This window comes from Psychroflexus sp. ALD_RP9 (genome assembly GCF_017311165.1).
In the GTDB taxonomy this organism is placed as follows: Bacteria; Bacteroidota; Bacteroidia; order Flavobacteriales; family Flavobacteriaceae; genus Psychroflexus.
This window is the reverse complement of record NZ_CP062973.1, coordinates 1,120,358-1,137,645: the sequence shown is the minus strand read 5'-3', so window position 1 is coordinate 1,137,645 and position 17,288 is coordinate 1,120,358. Positions and strand designations below refer to the sequence as shown.

The window sequence follows — 17,288 nt, the reverse complement described above, 5'->3', positions numbered from 1 at the left end:
AATAATGAATATATCTGAAAATACATATCACATTTTATTAGTTGAAGATAATCCAGGTGATGCATTTCTTGTTAAAGACTATTTAAGTGAAAAGATTATTAATCCTATTATAGATCACGTTACTAATTTCAAGCAAGCTGAAGCTTCATTAAAAGAAAAGCATTTTGATATTATTTTGTTAGACTTATCTTTACCAGATTTAAACGGAGAAGAACTTATTACCAAAATGCTAGATTTATCTGGCGATACACCAATTTTAATACTAACTGGTTTTCCCGATATAGACTTTAGTTTAAATTCACTTAAGCTTGGTGTTTCAGATTATTTAGTAAAAGACGAATTAAACGCAACAGCTCTATTTAAAAGTATTGTTTACAATATAGAGCGTAAAAAAACATTTTCGAGACTTGAAACTTCTGAAAAACGCTATAGCGATTTGTTTCATTTAAGTCCGCAACCAATGTGGGTTTATAACGAAAAAACTTTGCGTTTTTTAGATGTTAATAAAGCAGCTATAGAAAAATATGGCTATAACGAAGAAGAGTTTTTAAAACTAAAATTAACCGATATTCAAAATACCTTTAGTGGTAAATTAAATGCTTTACTTCAAAATACAAAGGGTAGAGAAAAAATGTTCTTGCAAAATTTATCTCAACATAAAACCAAAAATGGTGATTTAATAAAGGTTGAAATTAAAAACACAAGAATTAATTATAAACATGGCTTTGCTATTTTATGTATAGCAACCGATATTTCTGAACGCTTAAGCTACTTTCAAGCCTTAAAAAAACAAAATGAAAAGCTAAGTGAAATTGCATGGATACAATCTCACATGGTAAGATCTCCATTAACCAAAATAATGGGTATTGTAGATTTGCTTAAAAGTAAAGAAATTACTGATGAAGAGTTTACTTATTTAATAAAAAGCTTAGAAGATTCATCTAGAGATTTAGATGAAATTATTCGAAAAATTAATAAGAAGTCTAAAAATATAAATTTAAACCAACAACTTTCATGAATTTTCAGACACTACTTGTAGATGATGATCAAGTAATACTGTTTTTACATCAAAAAATGTGTCAGCTATCAAATTTTGATTCTCAAGCAATTACATTAGATTCTGGCGAAAAATTACTAAAATATATTCAAGAAAATGATCAGGAAGAAGCTAACTTTGTCGTTTTTTTAGATATTAATATGCCTGGTTTAAATGCTTGGGAAGTGTTAGAACACTTTAAAAAAATTACAATACACGCAAATCTATTTGTTATTTTAGTAACCTCTTCTGTAGATAATGCTGATAAAACCAAAGCAAAAGATTATAACTTAATTATAGACTTCATTGAAAAACCGATTAAAGTAGAGCAACTTAAAGATTTGCAAAAACATCCTGAATTAAAACATTTATTTTAAACTTCATCTATCTCTAAATGCCATTCTTGCTTGAATCTTTCAACAAAGTTTAACATATAATCGTGTCGCTCTTGGGCTATTCTTTTAGCTGTTTTAGTATGCATTTGGTCTTTTAATAATAAAAGTTTTTCATCAAAATGATTTAAAGTTGGTGCTTTAGATGCTTTATATTCAGCTTTAGACTGTTGAGGTTTTGAAGGAATTTCTGGATTATATAAAGCTCTATTTTTAAAACCACCATAATTAAAAGCTCTGGCAATTCCTATAGCGCCCATAGCATCTAGACGATCTGCATCTTGAAGTATTTTTAGATGATCAGAAGTATAACTAGCCGCTTCTGTTTTAAATGAAATATGCTTAATAATTAATTTAACTTCATTAATAACTGAAACATTTACCAAATGCTTTTCTAAAAATTGACCGGCTATTTGAGGTGCTAAATCTTCGTTTCCATCATGAAATTTTGCATCTGCAATATCATGTAATAAAGCACCTAATTTAATAATGAGTAAATCGTTGATACCTTCTTTTTGAGCTATATAAAGTGCTAACTGATAAACACGCTGAATATGAAACCAGTCATGACCTGCTTCTGCATCAGCTAATTTATGCTTAACAAATTGTTTGGTTTTTTTTATTAATTCTACTTCAGTCATAACGTTTCATGGCAATATGAGGAATTCCATCTTCTAAATAACCTTTGCCAACACAAGTAAATTTATGCTGCTCATAGAATTTTATTAAGTATTGTTGTGCTGATATTTTAATAGGCTGATTTGAATAGTTATCCTGACAAAATTCAATACAAGCTTGCATTAATTGATGGCCTAATTTTTGACCTCTAAATGCTTGTTTAACAATAACACGGCCAATGCTTAATTCTTTAAAATAAGCCTTTGGTGGTAATATTCTAGCGTAGGCAGCTAAAGTATCATTATTAAAAAACAGCACATGCTGGGCTTTTTGGTCATGGCCGTCGATATCTTGATATACACAATCTTGTTCTACAACAAAAACTTCTGAACGCAATTGTAAAATTGCATATAATTGTTTGGTATTAAGTTGATTAAAATCTAAAATTTGTATTTGCATGATTAGTCTTGTACAATAATATTTTTATCGTCGGTTTTATTAAATTCTGGCTGAATATTAATGTGATTAATGCCATATTTTTGAAGTAAAATAACTTCAATTTGTTCTAAAATAGCTTCAAAATCTGTTATTGAAATATTTTCACTTAAATCAATTTCAGCTTCAAGATGAATTTCAGCTTCATTCAATTGCCATATATGAACGTGATGCATGTGTTTAACATGATCAAGCTGATTAATATCATTAACTAACTCATCTATTTCTATAGATTCTGGCGTAAATAACATTAATACGCTAAATGAATTCCGTAAGAGTTTAATACCAACAATAATAAGGTAAATAGCAATAGCTGCGGTTAAAAAACTATCAATCCAAAATAGACTATAAAATTTCATTAATAAACCACCAATTAACACTGCTACTGATGCAAGCATATCAGTAAATAAATGAACATAAGCTGAAGCTAAATTCATGTTCTTTTTACGATCATTCAAGAGCAATAAAACACTAATACCATTACCAATTATTGCTAATACTGAAAGCCAAATCACTAAGGAAGAATCGATAGATTGAGGATTAAAAAATCGTTCTACAGCTTCAACAATTAAGATGATAGCAATTACTATTAATGTTGAAGCATTTATAAAAGCTGCAATTATTTCGGCACGTTTATAACCAAAAGTTTTACTTAAAGAAGCGTCTTTTTTTGAAAGATTAGCAGCAACATAGCTAATAATTAATGAAACAACATCTGTAAAATTATGTAAAGCATCAGACAATAAAGCTAAACTTCCACTAAATAAACCGCCAATAACTTGAGCTAAAGTAATGCCGATGTTAAGTAAAATGCTTACACCTAAATTTTTTTGTGAATGGTGGTGATGCGTCATTTAAAGATTATTGACAAGCAATTTTTTGAATACGATTTTGGTGGCGACCACCTTCAAATTCAGTTTCTAAAAAAGTAGTGACAAATTGAAGCGCTTGCTGCTCAGAAACAAATCGCGCAGGTATACTCAACACATTTGCATTATTATGTTGGCGTGCAAGTGCTACAATTTCTTTGGACCAACACAAAGCTGAACGAATACCTTGATATTTATTAGCCGTCATATTTGCACCATTGCCACTACCACAAATAATAATACCAAATTGAGCTTTACCATTTTCAACATCTTGAGCCACAGGATGAATAAAATCTGGATAATCTACACTTTCAGTTGAATCGGTTCCGTGGTTAATCACTGTAATACCTTTAGCTTTTAAATGATTTAAAACACTCATTTTGTAGGCTGTACCTGCGTGATCGTTTCCTATTGAAATTGTCATGATATGATTTTTGAACAAAAATAAAGATTAGTAATTTGAAATAATGACTTTTTAAAACTTAAATTTAAATATCTAATTATCAATACTTTAAATAAATAATATCAATTGTTAATAACTTTTAAACTTCAGTTGATTTTCAAGACTTTAGTTATCAACAATTTTGTTAATAAGTTAACTGTAAAAAATGAAAAGAATATTTTGATAAACGATATTTTCATCTATCTGAAATTAAAAAATTAAAATCAAATTTATAAGTCAATAAATTTTAAAAAACTTATCAGCACTTATCAACTAATTTTCAACAAGAATTTTATGTAGATTTTAAAACAAAATAGGCAAGTGTCAACTTTAAAAGTTGTGAATAACTTATGGTAAATTATTGATCGTCAGATATTAAAAATTAACAATCTCATAACATTTCTGTTGATTAAATTTAAAATTTCAATAATACAATTAAATTTCAATAAAGTTTTACTGAAATTAACACGCAATAATCATCATTATTTAGTTTTTTAAAATTTAAAGAAAGAAAAATAAGATGATATATAATGTGAATAACTTTGAAAAAATAGATTGAATTCAATTTTAGTTTTATGGTCTTGCTATCTTTGCAACCTATTAAAAAATATTATGGCGAAGATTAGAATCACCAAACAATTTACTTTCGAAACAGCGCATGCTTTATACGGTTACGACGGCAAATGTAAAAACATTCATGGCCACTCATACAAGCTAGACGTTACTGTAATTGGCCAACCAATTACTGATACCAACAACGTTAAATGTGGTATGGTCATTGATTTTGGAGATTTAAAAAAAATCGTTAAATCTGAAGTCGTCGATGTGATGGATCACGCCATAGTTTTAAACCAACAGACACCACATATTCAGTTAGCAGAAGATATAAAAAAAACTGGCCATAATGTAGTTTTGGTAGATTATCAACCCACAAGTGAAAACATGGTCATAGATTTTGCTCATCGAATTCAATCTAAATTGTCTTCAGATTTAAGTTTACATAGCCTAAAACTACGTGAAACTGAAACTGCTTTTGCTGAGTGGTACGCCAGTGATAATTAATTCTCTTATAAAGTTAAGCACTTTTTTATAAGATAGCTTTAATGAAGTTGAGTAGAGTATATGCAGCTTATTTTAAGCTTATTTACAACCAATTTTAATAGTTGAATTTTAAGTTATACCAAATATTCTATAAGATGAAACAAAAAGAAATTGAATTATAATTGTCTTAATCAAGGCAATTAGAAACTATTTCTTTATTTTATTTAATAGGAGATTTTGGTATTCCATCAATTCTTAACATTTACTTGAGTTTTATCAAGCTTTTATTGCCGTATTTTTAAAATATGAAGTTATTTGCTGAGCTTGTAAAAACAATAGATAGCACTAATAAAACCAATGCTAAGGTTGAAGCTTTAGCTCATTATTTTAAAACTGCTCCAGATCAAGATAAAGTCTGGACCATTGCTATTTTATCACATCGGCGACCAAAAAGACCTATCAATTCTACTTTAATTAGAGAATACGCTTCTGAACTCGCTAATATTCCACTCTGGTTATTTGAAGAATCTTACCATATTGTTGGTGACTTAGCAGAAACTATTGCACTTGTTGTTCCTTCATCTTCCCAAAATTCAGATAAAACTTTAACGCAATTTATCAATGAAATTATTGCTTTAAAGTCAAGCTCCGAAACTGAAAAAAAAGATTATCTCATTAAAAACTGGCAAAGCTTAAATTATTATGAACGTTTTGTGTTTACTAAACTAATTACTGGCGGATTTAGAATAGGTGTTAGTCAAAAATTAATGACTCGCGCATTATCTAAAGCCACAGAAATCGATGAAGAAACCTTAGCTTTTAAATTAATGGGAAACTGGAAACCAACCGAACTATCTTTTCAAGAATTAGTTTTAGAACCTAATCCAAAAGCAGACTTATCAAAACCCTATCCATTTTATTTAGCTTACCCAGTTGAAGATGAATTGGTAAATAAAACAGAGGTTTCAAAGTTTTATTTCGAGCATAAATGGGATGGTATTCGCGCACAAATTATTTGTCGTCAAAAAGAATGTTTTGTTTGGAGTCGTGGTGAAGAATTAGTTACCCATCAATTTCCAGAATTTAAGAGATTTGCTGAAATTTTACCAGATGGTACTGTTTTAGATGGTGAAATTCTAGCCTTTCCAAACCAAAGTATTGGCGATTTTAAAGACCTCCAACAGCGCATCAATCGTAAAACTGTATCTAAAAAAATGCTGCAAAACATACCTGTCATCTTTAAAGCTTACGATTTGTTAGAGTTTAATAATCAAGATATTAGAAGTCAACCTTATCAAGAAAGACGACGTTCATTAGACCATTTGTATGCAACTTACCAAACAAAAATTAAAGCATTTCATTTATCTCACATTATGCAATTTCAATCTTGGCAAGATGCAGCCAATGAGCGAGAAACAGCAAGAGAAAAAAAATCGGAAGGCTTGATGATTAAACGTTTAGCATCAAGCTATGGTGTTGGCCGTAAAAAAGGCGATTGGTATAAATGGAAATCAGACCCGTTTACCATCGATGCTGTTTTAACTTATGCCATGCGCGGTCATGGCCGGCGAAGTAACTTATTTACAGATTATACCTTTGCTTTATGGGATAACAATCATGAACATCTTGTTACCTTTGCTAAAGCTTATTCAGGCTTAACAGATGCCGAATTTAAAGAAATTGATAAATGGATTAAAGCTAATACTTTAGAGCGTTTTGGTCCGGTTAGAAGTGTAAAACCACATCATGTTTTTGAAATTGCCTTTGAAGGTATAGCTACATCTAAACGTCATAAAAGTGGCGTTGCTACAAGATTTCCTAGAATTGTACGCTGGCGAAAAGATAAACCCACAACCGAAGCTAATACTTTAGAAGAATTAAAAGCTTTAATTCCTAAATAACCTTCATTCCTTTATAAAAGTTTAATCTTTAAGGCTGTAAAACGTTTTGATACTTCTTGATGTTACTTAAAAGATTAACCGCTGTTTTTACAGTTTCGCCATACTTTACTTGATATTGATAAACGCCATCTTCAAAGTATTGATGTCTTACCAATTCTTGATGTAGTAACAGATTTATTGCTTCAGCTGATTGTTGAAGTAAATCATCTTCAATTGAAGCTAATTGGTCTTCTAAATCTTTAATTTGACGATTAATTTGATTAAATATTACTTCATTTTCAGCTGAAGTTTTAAGTTTTTGCAATTGTACTTCAGTTTTAGTTTGATAGTTAAAATAGACATCATTTAAATAAGACTTAAAATCCTTCATTAAATTTATCTGAGCAATTTCATCTAAGCTCATTTCAGTCTTAGATTGATTTAAAATAAAATTGAAGATTTGATTTTTATTAACTAAATCTTTTACAAAATCAGACTGTTGGTCTTGGTTTAATAACACATCAGGCATCACACCGCCACCACTAAATACATCACGACCATTTTTAGTCGTAAATTTTTGGTAAGTATCTTCTGTTTTTCTAACTGCTTCACCATCAATATAATCTAAAGATTGAATACTTCTACCACTTGGTGTATAATAGCGTGAAATGGTAATTTTAGCTTGCGTACCATAATTAAGTGGTTTAGGTCTTTGTACTAAGCCTTTACCAAAACTACGATGCCCAATAATAACGCCACGATCTAAATCTTGAAGGCTACCAGAGACAATTTCACTAGCTGAAGCACTGTTAGAGTTGATTAAAACAGCAACTGGAATTTGGGTATCTAGAGCACGATTTTGAGTAACATAAGTGCGATTATATTTTTCGATAATAGATTTTGTAGTGACAATAGTAGTGCCTTTTTCTACAAAAATGTTAACAATATTGATGGCTTCAGAAAGTAAACCTCCAGGATTATTCCTTAAGTCAAGAATAATAGAAGTTGCGCCTTGATCTTTTAAATCAGAAAAAGCTTCTATTACTTCATCAGAAGCTGAACGACTAAATTGTGATAGCACTATATAACCAGATTCATCGACCAATTTATAAAAAGGTACTGCTATTTTTTTATCGCGTTCACGGGTAATTTGTAGTGTTTTTGTGCTGTTATTTCGTTTAACAGTTAGTTTTACTTTACTACCAGGTTTTCCTTTTAGCAAAGTTCCCGCATCATCTTGGTATTGATTGATGCGTACTTGATTAATTTGTATAATTTCATCACCAATTTTAACTCCGCTTTGGTTTGCAGGACTATTTTTTTTAACCGATTTAACTAAGAGTTTATCGCTAAATACATCTACTTGAATACCAATTCCAGAAAAATTTGCAGCATAGTTTAATTTACCATTCTGCACTTCTTGCTCATTATAATAAACGGTATAAGGATCTAAATCAGCTAACATAGCAGTTATAGCTGTATCCATCAATTCAGCAGGATTTACTTCATCTACATAATTCATATTAATTTCTTTATATAAATTCGTGAAGATTTCAATTTGTTTAGCAATTTCAAAAAAGTCGTTTTTAATAGATTTAAAACTAAATAAACCCAAACCAAGAATTGAAACGAGGCTAAAAATGATAAATGATTTTTTCATGACTTTAATTGATTTAAGAATGAAATATGACGTTTAACCGCTTTTAAGATTTGCTCAAATTGAAGCTGTTGAGGTGAAGTATAAATAAACATCATGTTAAAATGCACCTTTTGTTGAAGTTCATGCTTCTGTAAACGAAACGCCTCACGCATTTGCCTTTTAATTTTATTGCGGTCAACAGCATGTTTATGTAAGCGTTTTGGCACAACCACAGCAAATTGATGACTCGTATTTGCAGTGATTTCGTACTGTAATTTTAAAGGAAAAGCCTTATTAAATTGACGTTGACTAAACAAGCGGTCAATAGCCTTTCTTGATTTTAAGCGTTCAGTTTTAGAAATAGTTTGTTTAGCCATGTTTTAAAAGCAATTAACATTACAAAGATGCTAATAAATAAACAAAGTCAAATTCTGTTTTATTAATTACGAAACAGGTTTAGGTTTATTTAATAGCTTAAGGTAACAGACCTAAAATCACACTTCATTACATTAAATATACCACTATCGTGGTATTGACATGACTGTTTTTTTCAACTTACTTGCATTAAAATACTTTACAAGTCAATCTTAATATGTCATTTATGTAATGAATGTTAAGTTTTATTTTTAATAATTATAAAAACATATTAGCGAAGTTTTTTATCAATTAAAACTCTATTAGAGTTTATCTATTCAAATCAATTAATTAAAACCTATAAAATTTAAATGTTATGAAAAAATCAAAATCTTTAATTTTTTTACTATTTCTAAGTGTCTTTTCTCTAATATCTTGTGAAGAAGAAGAAGATGATACATCATGGGATTGTGCCAATGGAACTTGTGTAGAAGTTTTTTCAAGCTTTGGTCTGTATTCATCACGTTCAAATTGTGAATCTGAATGTGGTGGTTCAAACAATACTTTAGGTAAAGTTTCTTTTTATACTCAATCAGATCTGGGATGTGGTAATATAACAGTGTTTTTACAAGGTGTTGGATCGGATGTAATTACTGGTTTTTATCCAAATGGTTTTTCAGGATGTGATCAAAATGCAAATGCAAACTTTAACGTCCCAAAAGGTAGTTATACTTATACAGCTGAATGCGATGGTTATACTTGGCCAGAAAGAACTATAACTGTAGGAAACTGTACAGGTGTGCAACTAACAAACTAATTACTTAAATCTTAATTATCATGAAATTAAATATTTTAAAAATTGGTTTAGTGGCCATTGTTTCGGTTTTACTATTTTCTTGTGAAGAAAGTGATGAAGATTTAGAAAGCGATGGTAATCAAAGTCGTTGGGATTGCCTAAGTGGCGAATGTAGCCAAGTAATAAACGGATCTTATTCTTCTCAACTTGATTGTAATCTTGATTGTGGTAATGATGCCACTAATCTTTTGTATACTGAGGGTGATGGCGTAACAGATTATGAAGGCAATTTTTACCCTACGGTGATTATTAATGGAAGAGAGTGGATGGCAGAAAATCTTCGGCTTAGGAACGCACCACCTGTTAATGGCCCTGATTTAGTCTACAGTAATGATTTTGATAATTGGACATCAAGTGGTAATGCTTTTAATGGAATACGAGCGTATTGTTATCCTGATGATAACATTAATAATTATGAGGAGTATGGCGTTCTCTACACTTGGCATGCCGTGCGGTGGGTAGATTTGTGCCCTCAGGGTTGGCACATCCCAAGCATTGATGAATGGTGGGATATGTTCGAGTCTCTCGACCAGAATCAATATGCTTATTCTACTGCAAGTGATGAATTACGTTCAATTGAAGGTTGGATTACTCCAGGTAATAATCTAAGTGGCATGAATATTAAATCAGCAGGTTCTACTTTAGGAGTAGTGCCACTCAGACCTACATTTTTAGGATTTAGGGCAAGCTTTTGGACTTCGACTGAAATGGACTCAGAACATGCTGAATATATTGATATTTTTATTCCTAATGAATCCTATGGTATTGGAGTAATTAAGTCTTTTCAGACCTCAGGTACACGTCGAAAAAAATGGAATGCAGCATCTTGTAGGTGCATCAAAGATCAATAGTGAGGCTCACTAAAAATTACATTATATAAAGACATTTGACTAACTTAAAACTTAATACAAATGATTTCAAACATTCTAAAAGTAAGCACCCTGTTATTTGTTTTCTTGATGCTCACATCCTGTGAAGAAGAAGATAATGACAATAATCCTAGTGCAAATATTGATGCTATTTGGGATAATCAGTTTCTTTTTGGTAATACTACCATTAATGGACAATCTGTAATAACCAATGAAGTAGAGACAACAAGTGAATTTATAGAGGATGCTGTCTGTTACAGCAACTTGCCTTCATCTTCATTTACAAGCGTGAGTTTTTATGTATACATTCCAAGAAACGACCAAACTATTCCCGGTTTTGATGTAACCGATCTCGTTATTTTCTTTGCTAATACAAGCATTTTCACCCAAGAGAGTAATCGTCAACTTAGTGTCGTAGGCACTGACATAATAAATGGTGTATCCTATAGTATTTTTTTGGTAGAAGTTTTTCTTCCAAGCGATTTAATTACACGAGACAACTTCCAACAACTCCGCTTTGATTTCGATATGCGCCACCTTGATGTAGATACTGAGCAAGAATTAAATAGAGATGACAAATTTATACAGATTAATATTAACCCATGCTAAAATTTAATATATGAAAACTTCTAGACTGATTTATTTACTTCTTTTAATTCCATATATAGGAATATCTCAATCTGAGAACACCACAACTATTGGTGCTCAGACTTGGTCTATGAATCTCAATGCGACGAGCTTCAAAAACGGAGAACCGATTCCACAAGCTCAAAGCAACGCAGAGTGGGAAGCAGCTGCTAAAAATAAACAACCTGCCTGGTGTTATTACAATAACGACCCTTCAACGGCAGAAAAACATGGACTTTTATACAATTGGTTCGCTGTAAATGATGCTAGAGGAATTGCACCTGAAGGTTGGAGAGTGGCTAGTAAGCAAGACTGGGAAACACTTTTATCTAATTATCAGCACAACAGAGCTAAAGCACTAAAAACTAAAGAAGGCTGGAAAGTTTTTTATGGAAATAATTCATCAGGATTTTCAGCTTATCCAGTTGGAATTCGAGGCGTGCCAAATTTTTTTCAGAGAGGTGAAACTACAATCTACTGGACGAGTACAGAAGTAGATGAAGAAAATGCTTATGGGTTTGCATTTACATCAAGTAAGAGATTTGTATTTGGCTCACAACAATATAAAGTAATGGGCTATTCTGTAAGATTGGTTAAAAATTAGTGTCAATCAATACTCGTAAATATTGAATATAAAGGGCGAAATATTTGACCTGGCCAAGCCCCTAAATAAGGTTGGGCATAACTTTATAATTTGAATAATATGAAAATTAAATTTTTAATTATTACACCGATTATTATTTCCTTTTTCACTCTAACAGCATTTACCTTAAACTCTTATCATTCTAATTCTGTTGAGATTGAATTAGAAGAACCCTTTAATCAGAGCGATTGGGGTCCTTGGAATCAGACGGACTGTTACAAAGGTTTAGACTTTAGAGTTAAGAATCGTGGGAAGAATTATGATGGGACAAAATACAAATGGTCTGTACAATTCCGAAATAGATATTATGATAAGATTTATTTCAGCTATGAAGTGTATAATAATAGACCATCTAATCCAAGAACAACAAATCGAACTGATCTTGATCATAACAAAATTAGTAGTGGTTACAGAGATTTTTATATGCAAAGTGGTAATTCAATTTTCGTTTATGTTGATAAAGTTAGATTTAAAAAAGATGGTCTTCAAGATTATTACAATTGCGATAAATAAAATGTCATAGCGTTGTATATGTGAAATGAATAATCTTTTACTAATATCAAACATTATTTTTAATCATAATTTGTGTATGTTATCAGTGATTATATCAAAATACATATTACTGATCTGTTACTTGACCGATGAGGAATGTTTGGAAAATAATCAACGCTTATTTTTATGTAAATCACTATGCTAGTTTAGATTAAAATATAATATACTAAAAATCTAACTGGAGCTGAAACTTCATTTAGTCACAATAATCCTAACGAAGTAGAACACGTAATAAAAGGTGGTTCATTTTTATGCCATGCATCTTATTGTGCAAGTTTCCGAATTTCAGCAAGAATGGGTAATGTTGAAAAGTCTAGCTCTGACCACGTTGGTTTCAGGACGGTTGCTACGCCAGAGATGCTTATTAATGAAAAATATTGGTTTTTAAATACTAAAGAATGTTCATGATTTTGCAACGTAAATAAAATATTTCTAGCAGCCTAAGATTTGCACTATAGTATAAACAATTAGTACTATTAAATTTTAAGTATTTGTTTTATTTCTAGAAATTATTCTGTGTGATGTTAATAATTTAAGATAGTTTTTATGAAAATTAATTCGAAATATTTAAATGTGTTAACAGTTTTGATACAATTAAATCTTTTTGAGACAAATAGAAGCTTCAAAGCAAAGAAATGAGACTTACAGATTTTTATCAGTATATATAGAATAAATGCTTAATTTAAATTTGTTTATATTATTTTTAATCAATCACTCTAACTATAATAATTTACTTTTATCTTTATTTTAAAAACTATACTAAGTGAAAAAACATTTATTTCTATTATTAAATCTGTTATTGATTAGTAATTCATTAACTTTAATCGCACAATCAGGTACTTCAATTGAAGTTAGCGGTTCTTGCATATCACCAAACCCAGTTAATTTACCATATTTCGGTATGTTATCTGGTAAACCTGCCTATGATGGTTCGGGTGTTGTAGATGGTATTTCAACTCAAATATCGGTATACTGGAGTAATAGTTCTGGTGGATTTTGGGGTCTATATTTAGGTGGTGGAGCATTAATTTTAAGAAACAACAGTAATACTGGATATCCAAATTCAACAAATTTAGAATCATGGATTCCAGTTGGAAGTTTTATTACTTGTAATTCATCTATTGCTATAGAAGGATCTGGAACGATAGACTCTCCCACCAACTCCGCCCCAACCGACATAACATTAAGCACTACTTCGGTTGGACAAAGTTCAACCGGTGTTAATGCTACCGTCGCAACTTTATCCACCACCGATGCTGATGCAGGCGATTCGCATACCTATAGTTTAGTAAGTGGCGCTGGCGACAGTGGTAACGCTAACTTTAACATTAATGGCAATGCACTAAGAAGTAACGGCGCATTGATGGCAGGCACTTACAGCATACGAGTAAACACCAACGATGGCACAGACGATTTTGCCAAACAACTTTCTATTACAATTACCGATGATATTGCTCCTGTCATCAATAATGTAAGTGTTCCTAGTAACGACACTTACGATGTTGGTGAAAATTTAGATTTTACGGTTAATTTTAATGAAAACATTACTGTGAATACGTCAGGCGGCACGCCCCAGTTAGCGCTTACCATTGGCTCGACAACACGCCAAGCCGTTTATCAAAGCGGTTCAGGAACACAAGATATTGTATTTAGATATGCTGTACAAAACGGAGATATTGATGTAGATGGTATTACTGTTAACAGTTTATCAGCGAATGGTGGGACATTACAAGATGCAGCCAATAACAATGCTAACCTAACTTTAAATAGTGTAGGCTCCACAGCAAGTATGTTTGTATATACATCAGATGTAACCTATACAGCTGCTAACGGATTTCAACCTGCTAATCCAAGTGGTTTAGATTTAACCAATTATGATTTAACTGTCCAAGATGGGACGGCTGTAATTAGCTCGGTGACTACATTCAATACCGTTACCGTACAACCTAATGCTATACTTGATTTAAATGCAAATATTACGGTAAGTAATGAAGTGCTTTTTGAAAGTGATGCTACAGGAAGTGCTTTATTAAACGATGCCACAGGAAATAGCATTACAGGAGTTGTAACCGTTGAGCGTTATATCCCTGCTAAGCGTGCTTATCGATTATTAAGCTCTCCTGTTGGTGGACAAACCATCGCCAACACTTGGCAACAAGACACGCATATTACAGGAGCAGTTGGCACAGTTGGTCAAACCAGCGCTGATGGTTTTGATGAAACTGAAACAGGAAACCCGTCTATGTTTACATTCGATAATACAATTACTGACCAATCTAGTGGCGCTGGATGGCAAGCTATCACTTCAACAATTGATGTGATTTCAGCGGGAACACCTTACCGTTTAATGGTGCGTGGTGACCGAACCATCGATTTAGCTGATAATGAAGCACCAGCCACAGCAACCACTTTAAGTGCAACAGGAACTTTGCATACAGGAAGCTATACACCAACTTTAGCAAGTGAAGCTAATAATTATAGTTTTGTGGGTAATCCTTATCAAGCCGTAGTTGATTTTAATGCGGTAACAACTACAAACCTAACAGGCTATTTATACGTCTGGGATGCTTCAATTGCTGGTGCTAATGGTAATGGTGGTTATACAGTTGTCGATGCTTCAGATGGCAGTGAAGCTGCTCCAAGCCCGTATTCATCAGCTGCTAATCAATATATCATGCCAGGTCAAGCCTTTTTTGTGCAAAACAATGCCTCTGGTAATGGCTCAATTACCTTTGAAGAAGCTGATAAAGCCACAGGTCAAGCTCAGGTGAGTATTTTTAGTACCTACACTAACTTTTACATCAACTCGCGTTTATACAAAGCTTCAGCTTTACAAAACGGTGAGATGGAAAGCGATGCCATAGGATTACGTTTTAATGAAAACTATACCACTATTGGTAGTGATGAAGATGCGAGTAAATTGGCCAATCCAGGTGAAAACTATGCGATTGTAAACAATGGTTTTAAATCGATTGATAAGCAAAACATCCCAACTGATGGCCATCAAGTTGATTTATTGATGATGAACTATGAAGATACGGCTTACAGCCTAACTTTCAATTTAGGGAATCAGCCTGAAACGCTTAAGGTTTACTTAAATGATAGCTATTTAAATACACAAACCGAATTAACAGAGAGCACAACTTATGACTTTACAGTTGATGCTAATGTGCCAGAGAGTATCGATCAAAACCGTTTTCATTTAAGTTTTGAAGAAGTGCCTTTAAATAACCAAAGTTTTGATGCCGGACAAGTTCGCTTGTATCCTAATCCAGTGGTTCATCAGTTACAAATTGAATTACCAGCTTCAGTTGAGATCAATTCAGTTCAAGTTTTCAATACCTTGGGTCAACAGGTGCTAACAACCACCCAATCTCAAGTTGATGTGAGTCAATTAGCTTCAGGTGTTTATGTGGTAGAGCTAGAAACTACAAAAGGGAAAGTGAGCAAGAAAATCATCAAGCAGTAATTCAAAACATTAAAACAAAACAACATGAGACATACTTATAAATATGCATTATTAATGATGATGGTTTTAGTGGCCGTACAGTTAAATGCACAAGCATTAGAAGATGCCATTGGATTTGAAGACACGGTGAGTGACACACCTGCGGCACCGATTCATTTTTTAATACCACTAGCCATTGCAGTGGGCGCTTTTTTAGGGATTAAAAAACTGAAATAACCTTTTCATTGATATAATTAAAAAGCCCTAAACTTTTGGTTTAGGGCTTTTTTAATGCTTAAAAACTATATGAATTTTACTGTAAAGCTTTAATACCAGGTAAGGATTTTCCTTCTAACATTTCTAGCATGGCACCACCACCAGTAGAAACATAGCTCATTTGTTCAGCTAGTCCAAACTGTTTTGCAGCTGCAACACTATCGCCACCACCTACAAGTGAGAATGCACCGTTTTTAGTTGCTTCTCCAATGGCTTCACCTAAAGCTATAGTTCCTTTAGCAAAATTTTCCATTTCAAAAACACCTAAAGGTCCGTTCCATAAAATAATTTTTGATCCTTTAATGACTTCAGCAAAGATACTTTGTGATTTCGGCCCTGCGTCTAATCCCATTCTGTCATCAGTTATTTGATCGATTGGTTCTGTTATTTGTTCGGCATTGTTATCAAACTCTTTTACTGAAATAACATCAACTGGTAAATGAACTTGTACATTTTGTGCTTCGGCTTTTTTTAATATTTCTAAAGCTAATTCTTGTTTATCATCTTCAACTAATGAATTGCCTATTTTTCCGCCTTTTGCTTTTATGAATGTAAAACTCATACCACCACCGATAATTAAATGATCTACTCTTGGTAATATATTTTCAATTACTGTAATTTTAGATGATACTTTTGCACCACCAATTACTGCTGTAACCGGTTTTTCTTTTGAATGTAGAACTTTATCTAGGCTTTCTATTTCTTTTTGAAGTAGTTTACCTACTATTTTATCTTCAAAAAATTGAGCGATAACCGTTGTTGATGCGTGAGCTCGATGTGCAGTACCAAATGCATCATTGATGTAAACATCTGCATAAGTAGACAGTTTTTTAGCAAAGGCCTCATTTCCAGATTTTTCCTCTTCGTGAAATCTTAGATTTTCAAGTAAAAGAATTTCTCCATTTTTTAAATTTTTAACTGCTTCTTCTGCCTCTTCACCAACACAATCATTTACAAACTTTACGCTAACGCCAATAACTTCTGTTACTTTTTTAACAATGTGTCTCAGAGAAAATTTATCTTCTTTGCCTTTTGGCCTGCCTAAATGAGACATTAAAATAGCCGATCCGCCATCTTCTAATACTTTAATAATTGTTGGTTTAGCAGCTACAATTCTGCTATCATCGGTGACTTCAAATTCGGTGTTAAGTGGCACGTTAAAATCAACTCTTATGATGGTTTTTTTGTCTTTAAAATTAAAGTCTTCTGTTGTTTTCATGATGATTTCATTTAGTAAAATTCAAAGGTAAG

19 protein-coding genes are annotated in these 17,288 nt (G+C 32.1%); 12 read left to right on the top strand and 7 right to left on the bottom strand.

All coding sequences use genetic code 11. The features are described 5' to 3' along the window. Positions 1–4 precede the first annotated feature (4 nt). Entirely contained in the window at positions 5–1,018 is a 1,014-nt protein-coding gene (locus IMZ30_RS05415; protein WP_207039531.1) for a response regulator, read from the top strand. Beyond that, entirely contained in the window at positions 1,015–1,413 is a 399-nt protein-coding gene (locus tag IMZ30_RS05410; protein WP_207039530.1) for a two-component system response regulator, read from the top strand. Before IMZ30_RS05415 ends, IMZ30_RS05410 begins: the two co-directional genes overlap by 4 nt. On the opposite strand, the gene IMZ30_RS05405 is transcribed toward IMZ30_RS05410, so the two are convergent. The 4 genes from IMZ30_RS05405 to rpiB are packed head-to-tail and all read right to left on the bottom strand — an operon-like array spanning position 1,410 to position 3,834. Next, positions 1,410–2,069, bottom strand: coding sequence for an HD domain-containing protein (locus tag IMZ30_RS05405; RefSeq protein ID WP_207039529.1), 660 nt, complete (start codon positions 2,067–2,069; stop codon positions 1,410–1,412). The two genes, IMZ30_RS05410 and IMZ30_RS05405, sit on opposite strands and share 4 nt — an antisense overlap. After that, on the bottom strand, positions 2,062–2,505 hold the full coding sequence (locus IMZ30_RS05400; protein WP_207039528.1) for a GNAT family N-acetyltransferase: 444 nt from the start codon (positions 2,503–2,505) through the stop codon (positions 2,062–2,064). Before IMZ30_RS05400 ends, IMZ30_RS05405 begins: the two co-directional genes overlap by 8 nt. A gap of 2 nt (positions 2,506–2,507) precedes the next feature. Next, positions 2,508–3,395, bottom strand: coding sequence for a cation diffusion facilitator family transporter (locus tag IMZ30_RS05395; protein ID WP_207039527.1), 888 nt, complete (start codon positions 3,393–3,395; stop codon positions 2,508–2,510). A gap of 7 nt (positions 3,396–3,402) precedes the next feature. Continuing rightward, entirely contained in the window at positions 3,403–3,834 is a 432-nt protein-coding gene (gene rpiB / locus IMZ30_RS05390; protein WP_207039526.1) for a ribose 5-phosphate isomerase B, read from the bottom strand. A 630-nt stretch (positions 3,835–4,464) separates the two neighbouring features. On the opposite strand from rpiB, the gene IMZ30_RS05385 reads away from it, so the two are divergent. Then, a complete protein-coding gene (locus tag IMZ30_RS05385) occupies positions 4,465–4,914 on the top strand; it encodes a 6-pyruvoyl trahydropterin synthase family protein (protein WP_207039525.1) in 450 nt (149 codons plus the stop codon). 284 nt (positions 4,915–5,198) lie between these two features. Further along, entirely contained in the window at positions 5,199–6,794 is a 1,596-nt protein-coding gene (locus IMZ30_RS05380) for an ATP-dependent DNA ligase (RefSeq protein ID WP_207039524.1), read from the top strand. 28 nt (positions 6,795–6,822) lie between these two features. On the opposite strand, the gene IMZ30_RS05375 is transcribed toward IMZ30_RS05380, so the two are convergent. Together IMZ30_RS05375 and rnpA are read right to left on the bottom strand one after the other, a co-directional pair. Further along, positions 6,823–8,433 (bottom strand): S41 family peptidase, encoded by a 1,611-nt coding sequence (locus IMZ30_RS05375; protein ID WP_207039523.1) that lies wholly within the window; start codon positions 8,431–8,433, stop codon positions 6,823–6,825. Then, complete coding sequence (gene rnpA, locus IMZ30_RS05370; RefSeq protein WP_207039522.1) at positions 8,430–8,789, bottom strand: ribonuclease P protein component; 360 nt, start codon at positions 8,787–8,789, stop codon at positions 8,430–8,432. The genes IMZ30_RS05375 and rnpA overlap by 4 nt, the downstream gene beginning before the upstream one ends. Before the next feature lie 353 nt (positions 8,790–9,142). Here rnpA and IMZ30_RS05365 point away from each other — a divergent pair, with 353 nt between their 5' ends. From IMZ30_RS05365 to IMZ30_RS05330, 8 genes are all read left to right on the top strand, one after another. Then, the gene (locus tag IMZ30_RS05365) at positions 9,143–9,583 is read left to right on the top strand and encodes a hypothetical protein (RefSeq protein WP_207039521.1); all 441 of its coding nucleotides are present in this window, start codon (positions 9,143–9,145) and stop codon (positions 9,581–9,583) included. Positions 9,584–9,603: 20 nt separating this feature from the next. Then, positions 9,604–10,473, top strand: a complete 870-nt coding sequence (locus tag IMZ30_RS05360; protein ID WP_207039520.1) for a fibrobacter succinogenes major paralogous domain-containing protein — start codon at positions 9,604–9,606, stop codon at positions 10,471–10,473. A 108-nt stretch (positions 10,474–10,581) separates the two neighbouring features. Beyond that, positions 10,582–11,100: a hypothetical protein gene (locus IMZ30_RS05355; protein WP_207039519.1), complete on the top strand. Its 519-nt coding sequence runs from the start codon at positions 10,582–10,584 to the stop codon at positions 11,098–11,100. A 10-nt stretch (positions 11,101–11,110) separates the two neighbouring features. Then, positions 11,111–11,722, top strand: coding sequence for a fibrobacter succinogenes major paralogous domain-containing protein (locus tag IMZ30_RS05350; RefSeq protein WP_207039518.1), 612 nt, complete (start codon positions 11,111–11,113; stop codon positions 11,720–11,722). 99 nt (positions 11,723–11,821) lie between these two features. Then, positions 11,822–12,274: a hypothetical protein gene (locus IMZ30_RS05345; protein WP_207039517.1), complete on the top strand. Its 453-nt coding sequence runs from the start codon at positions 11,822–11,824 to the stop codon at positions 12,272–12,274. 270 nt (positions 12,275–12,544) lie between these two features. After that, positions 12,545–12,721 (top strand): SUMF1/EgtB/PvdO family nonheme iron enzyme, encoded by a 177-nt coding sequence (locus IMZ30_RS05340; protein ID WP_207039686.1) that lies wholly within the window; start codon positions 12,545–12,547, stop codon positions 12,719–12,721. Between the two features lie 355 nt (positions 12,722–13,076). Then, positions 13,077–15,782 carry a T9SS type A sorting domain-containing protein gene (locus IMZ30_RS05335; RefSeq protein WP_207039516.1) on the top strand — a complete coding sequence of 902 codons (2,706 nt, stop codon included), beginning with the start codon at positions 13,077–13,079 and terminating at the stop codon, positions 15,780–15,782. A 24-nt stretch (positions 15,783–15,806) separates the two neighbouring features. Next, positions 15,807–15,998, top strand: coding sequence for a hypothetical protein (locus IMZ30_RS05330; RefSeq protein WP_207039515.1), 192 nt, complete (start codon positions 15,807–15,809; stop codon positions 15,996–15,998). Between the two features lie 76 nt (positions 15,999–16,074). Here IMZ30_RS05330 and IMZ30_RS05325 read toward each other — a convergent pair whose 3' ends face one another. Next, complete coding sequence (locus IMZ30_RS05325; RefSeq protein WP_207039514.1) at positions 16,075–17,256, bottom strand: phosphoglycerate kinase; 1,182 nt, start codon at positions 17,254–17,256, stop codon at positions 16,075–16,077. Positions 17,257–17,288: the final 32 nt, after the last annotated feature.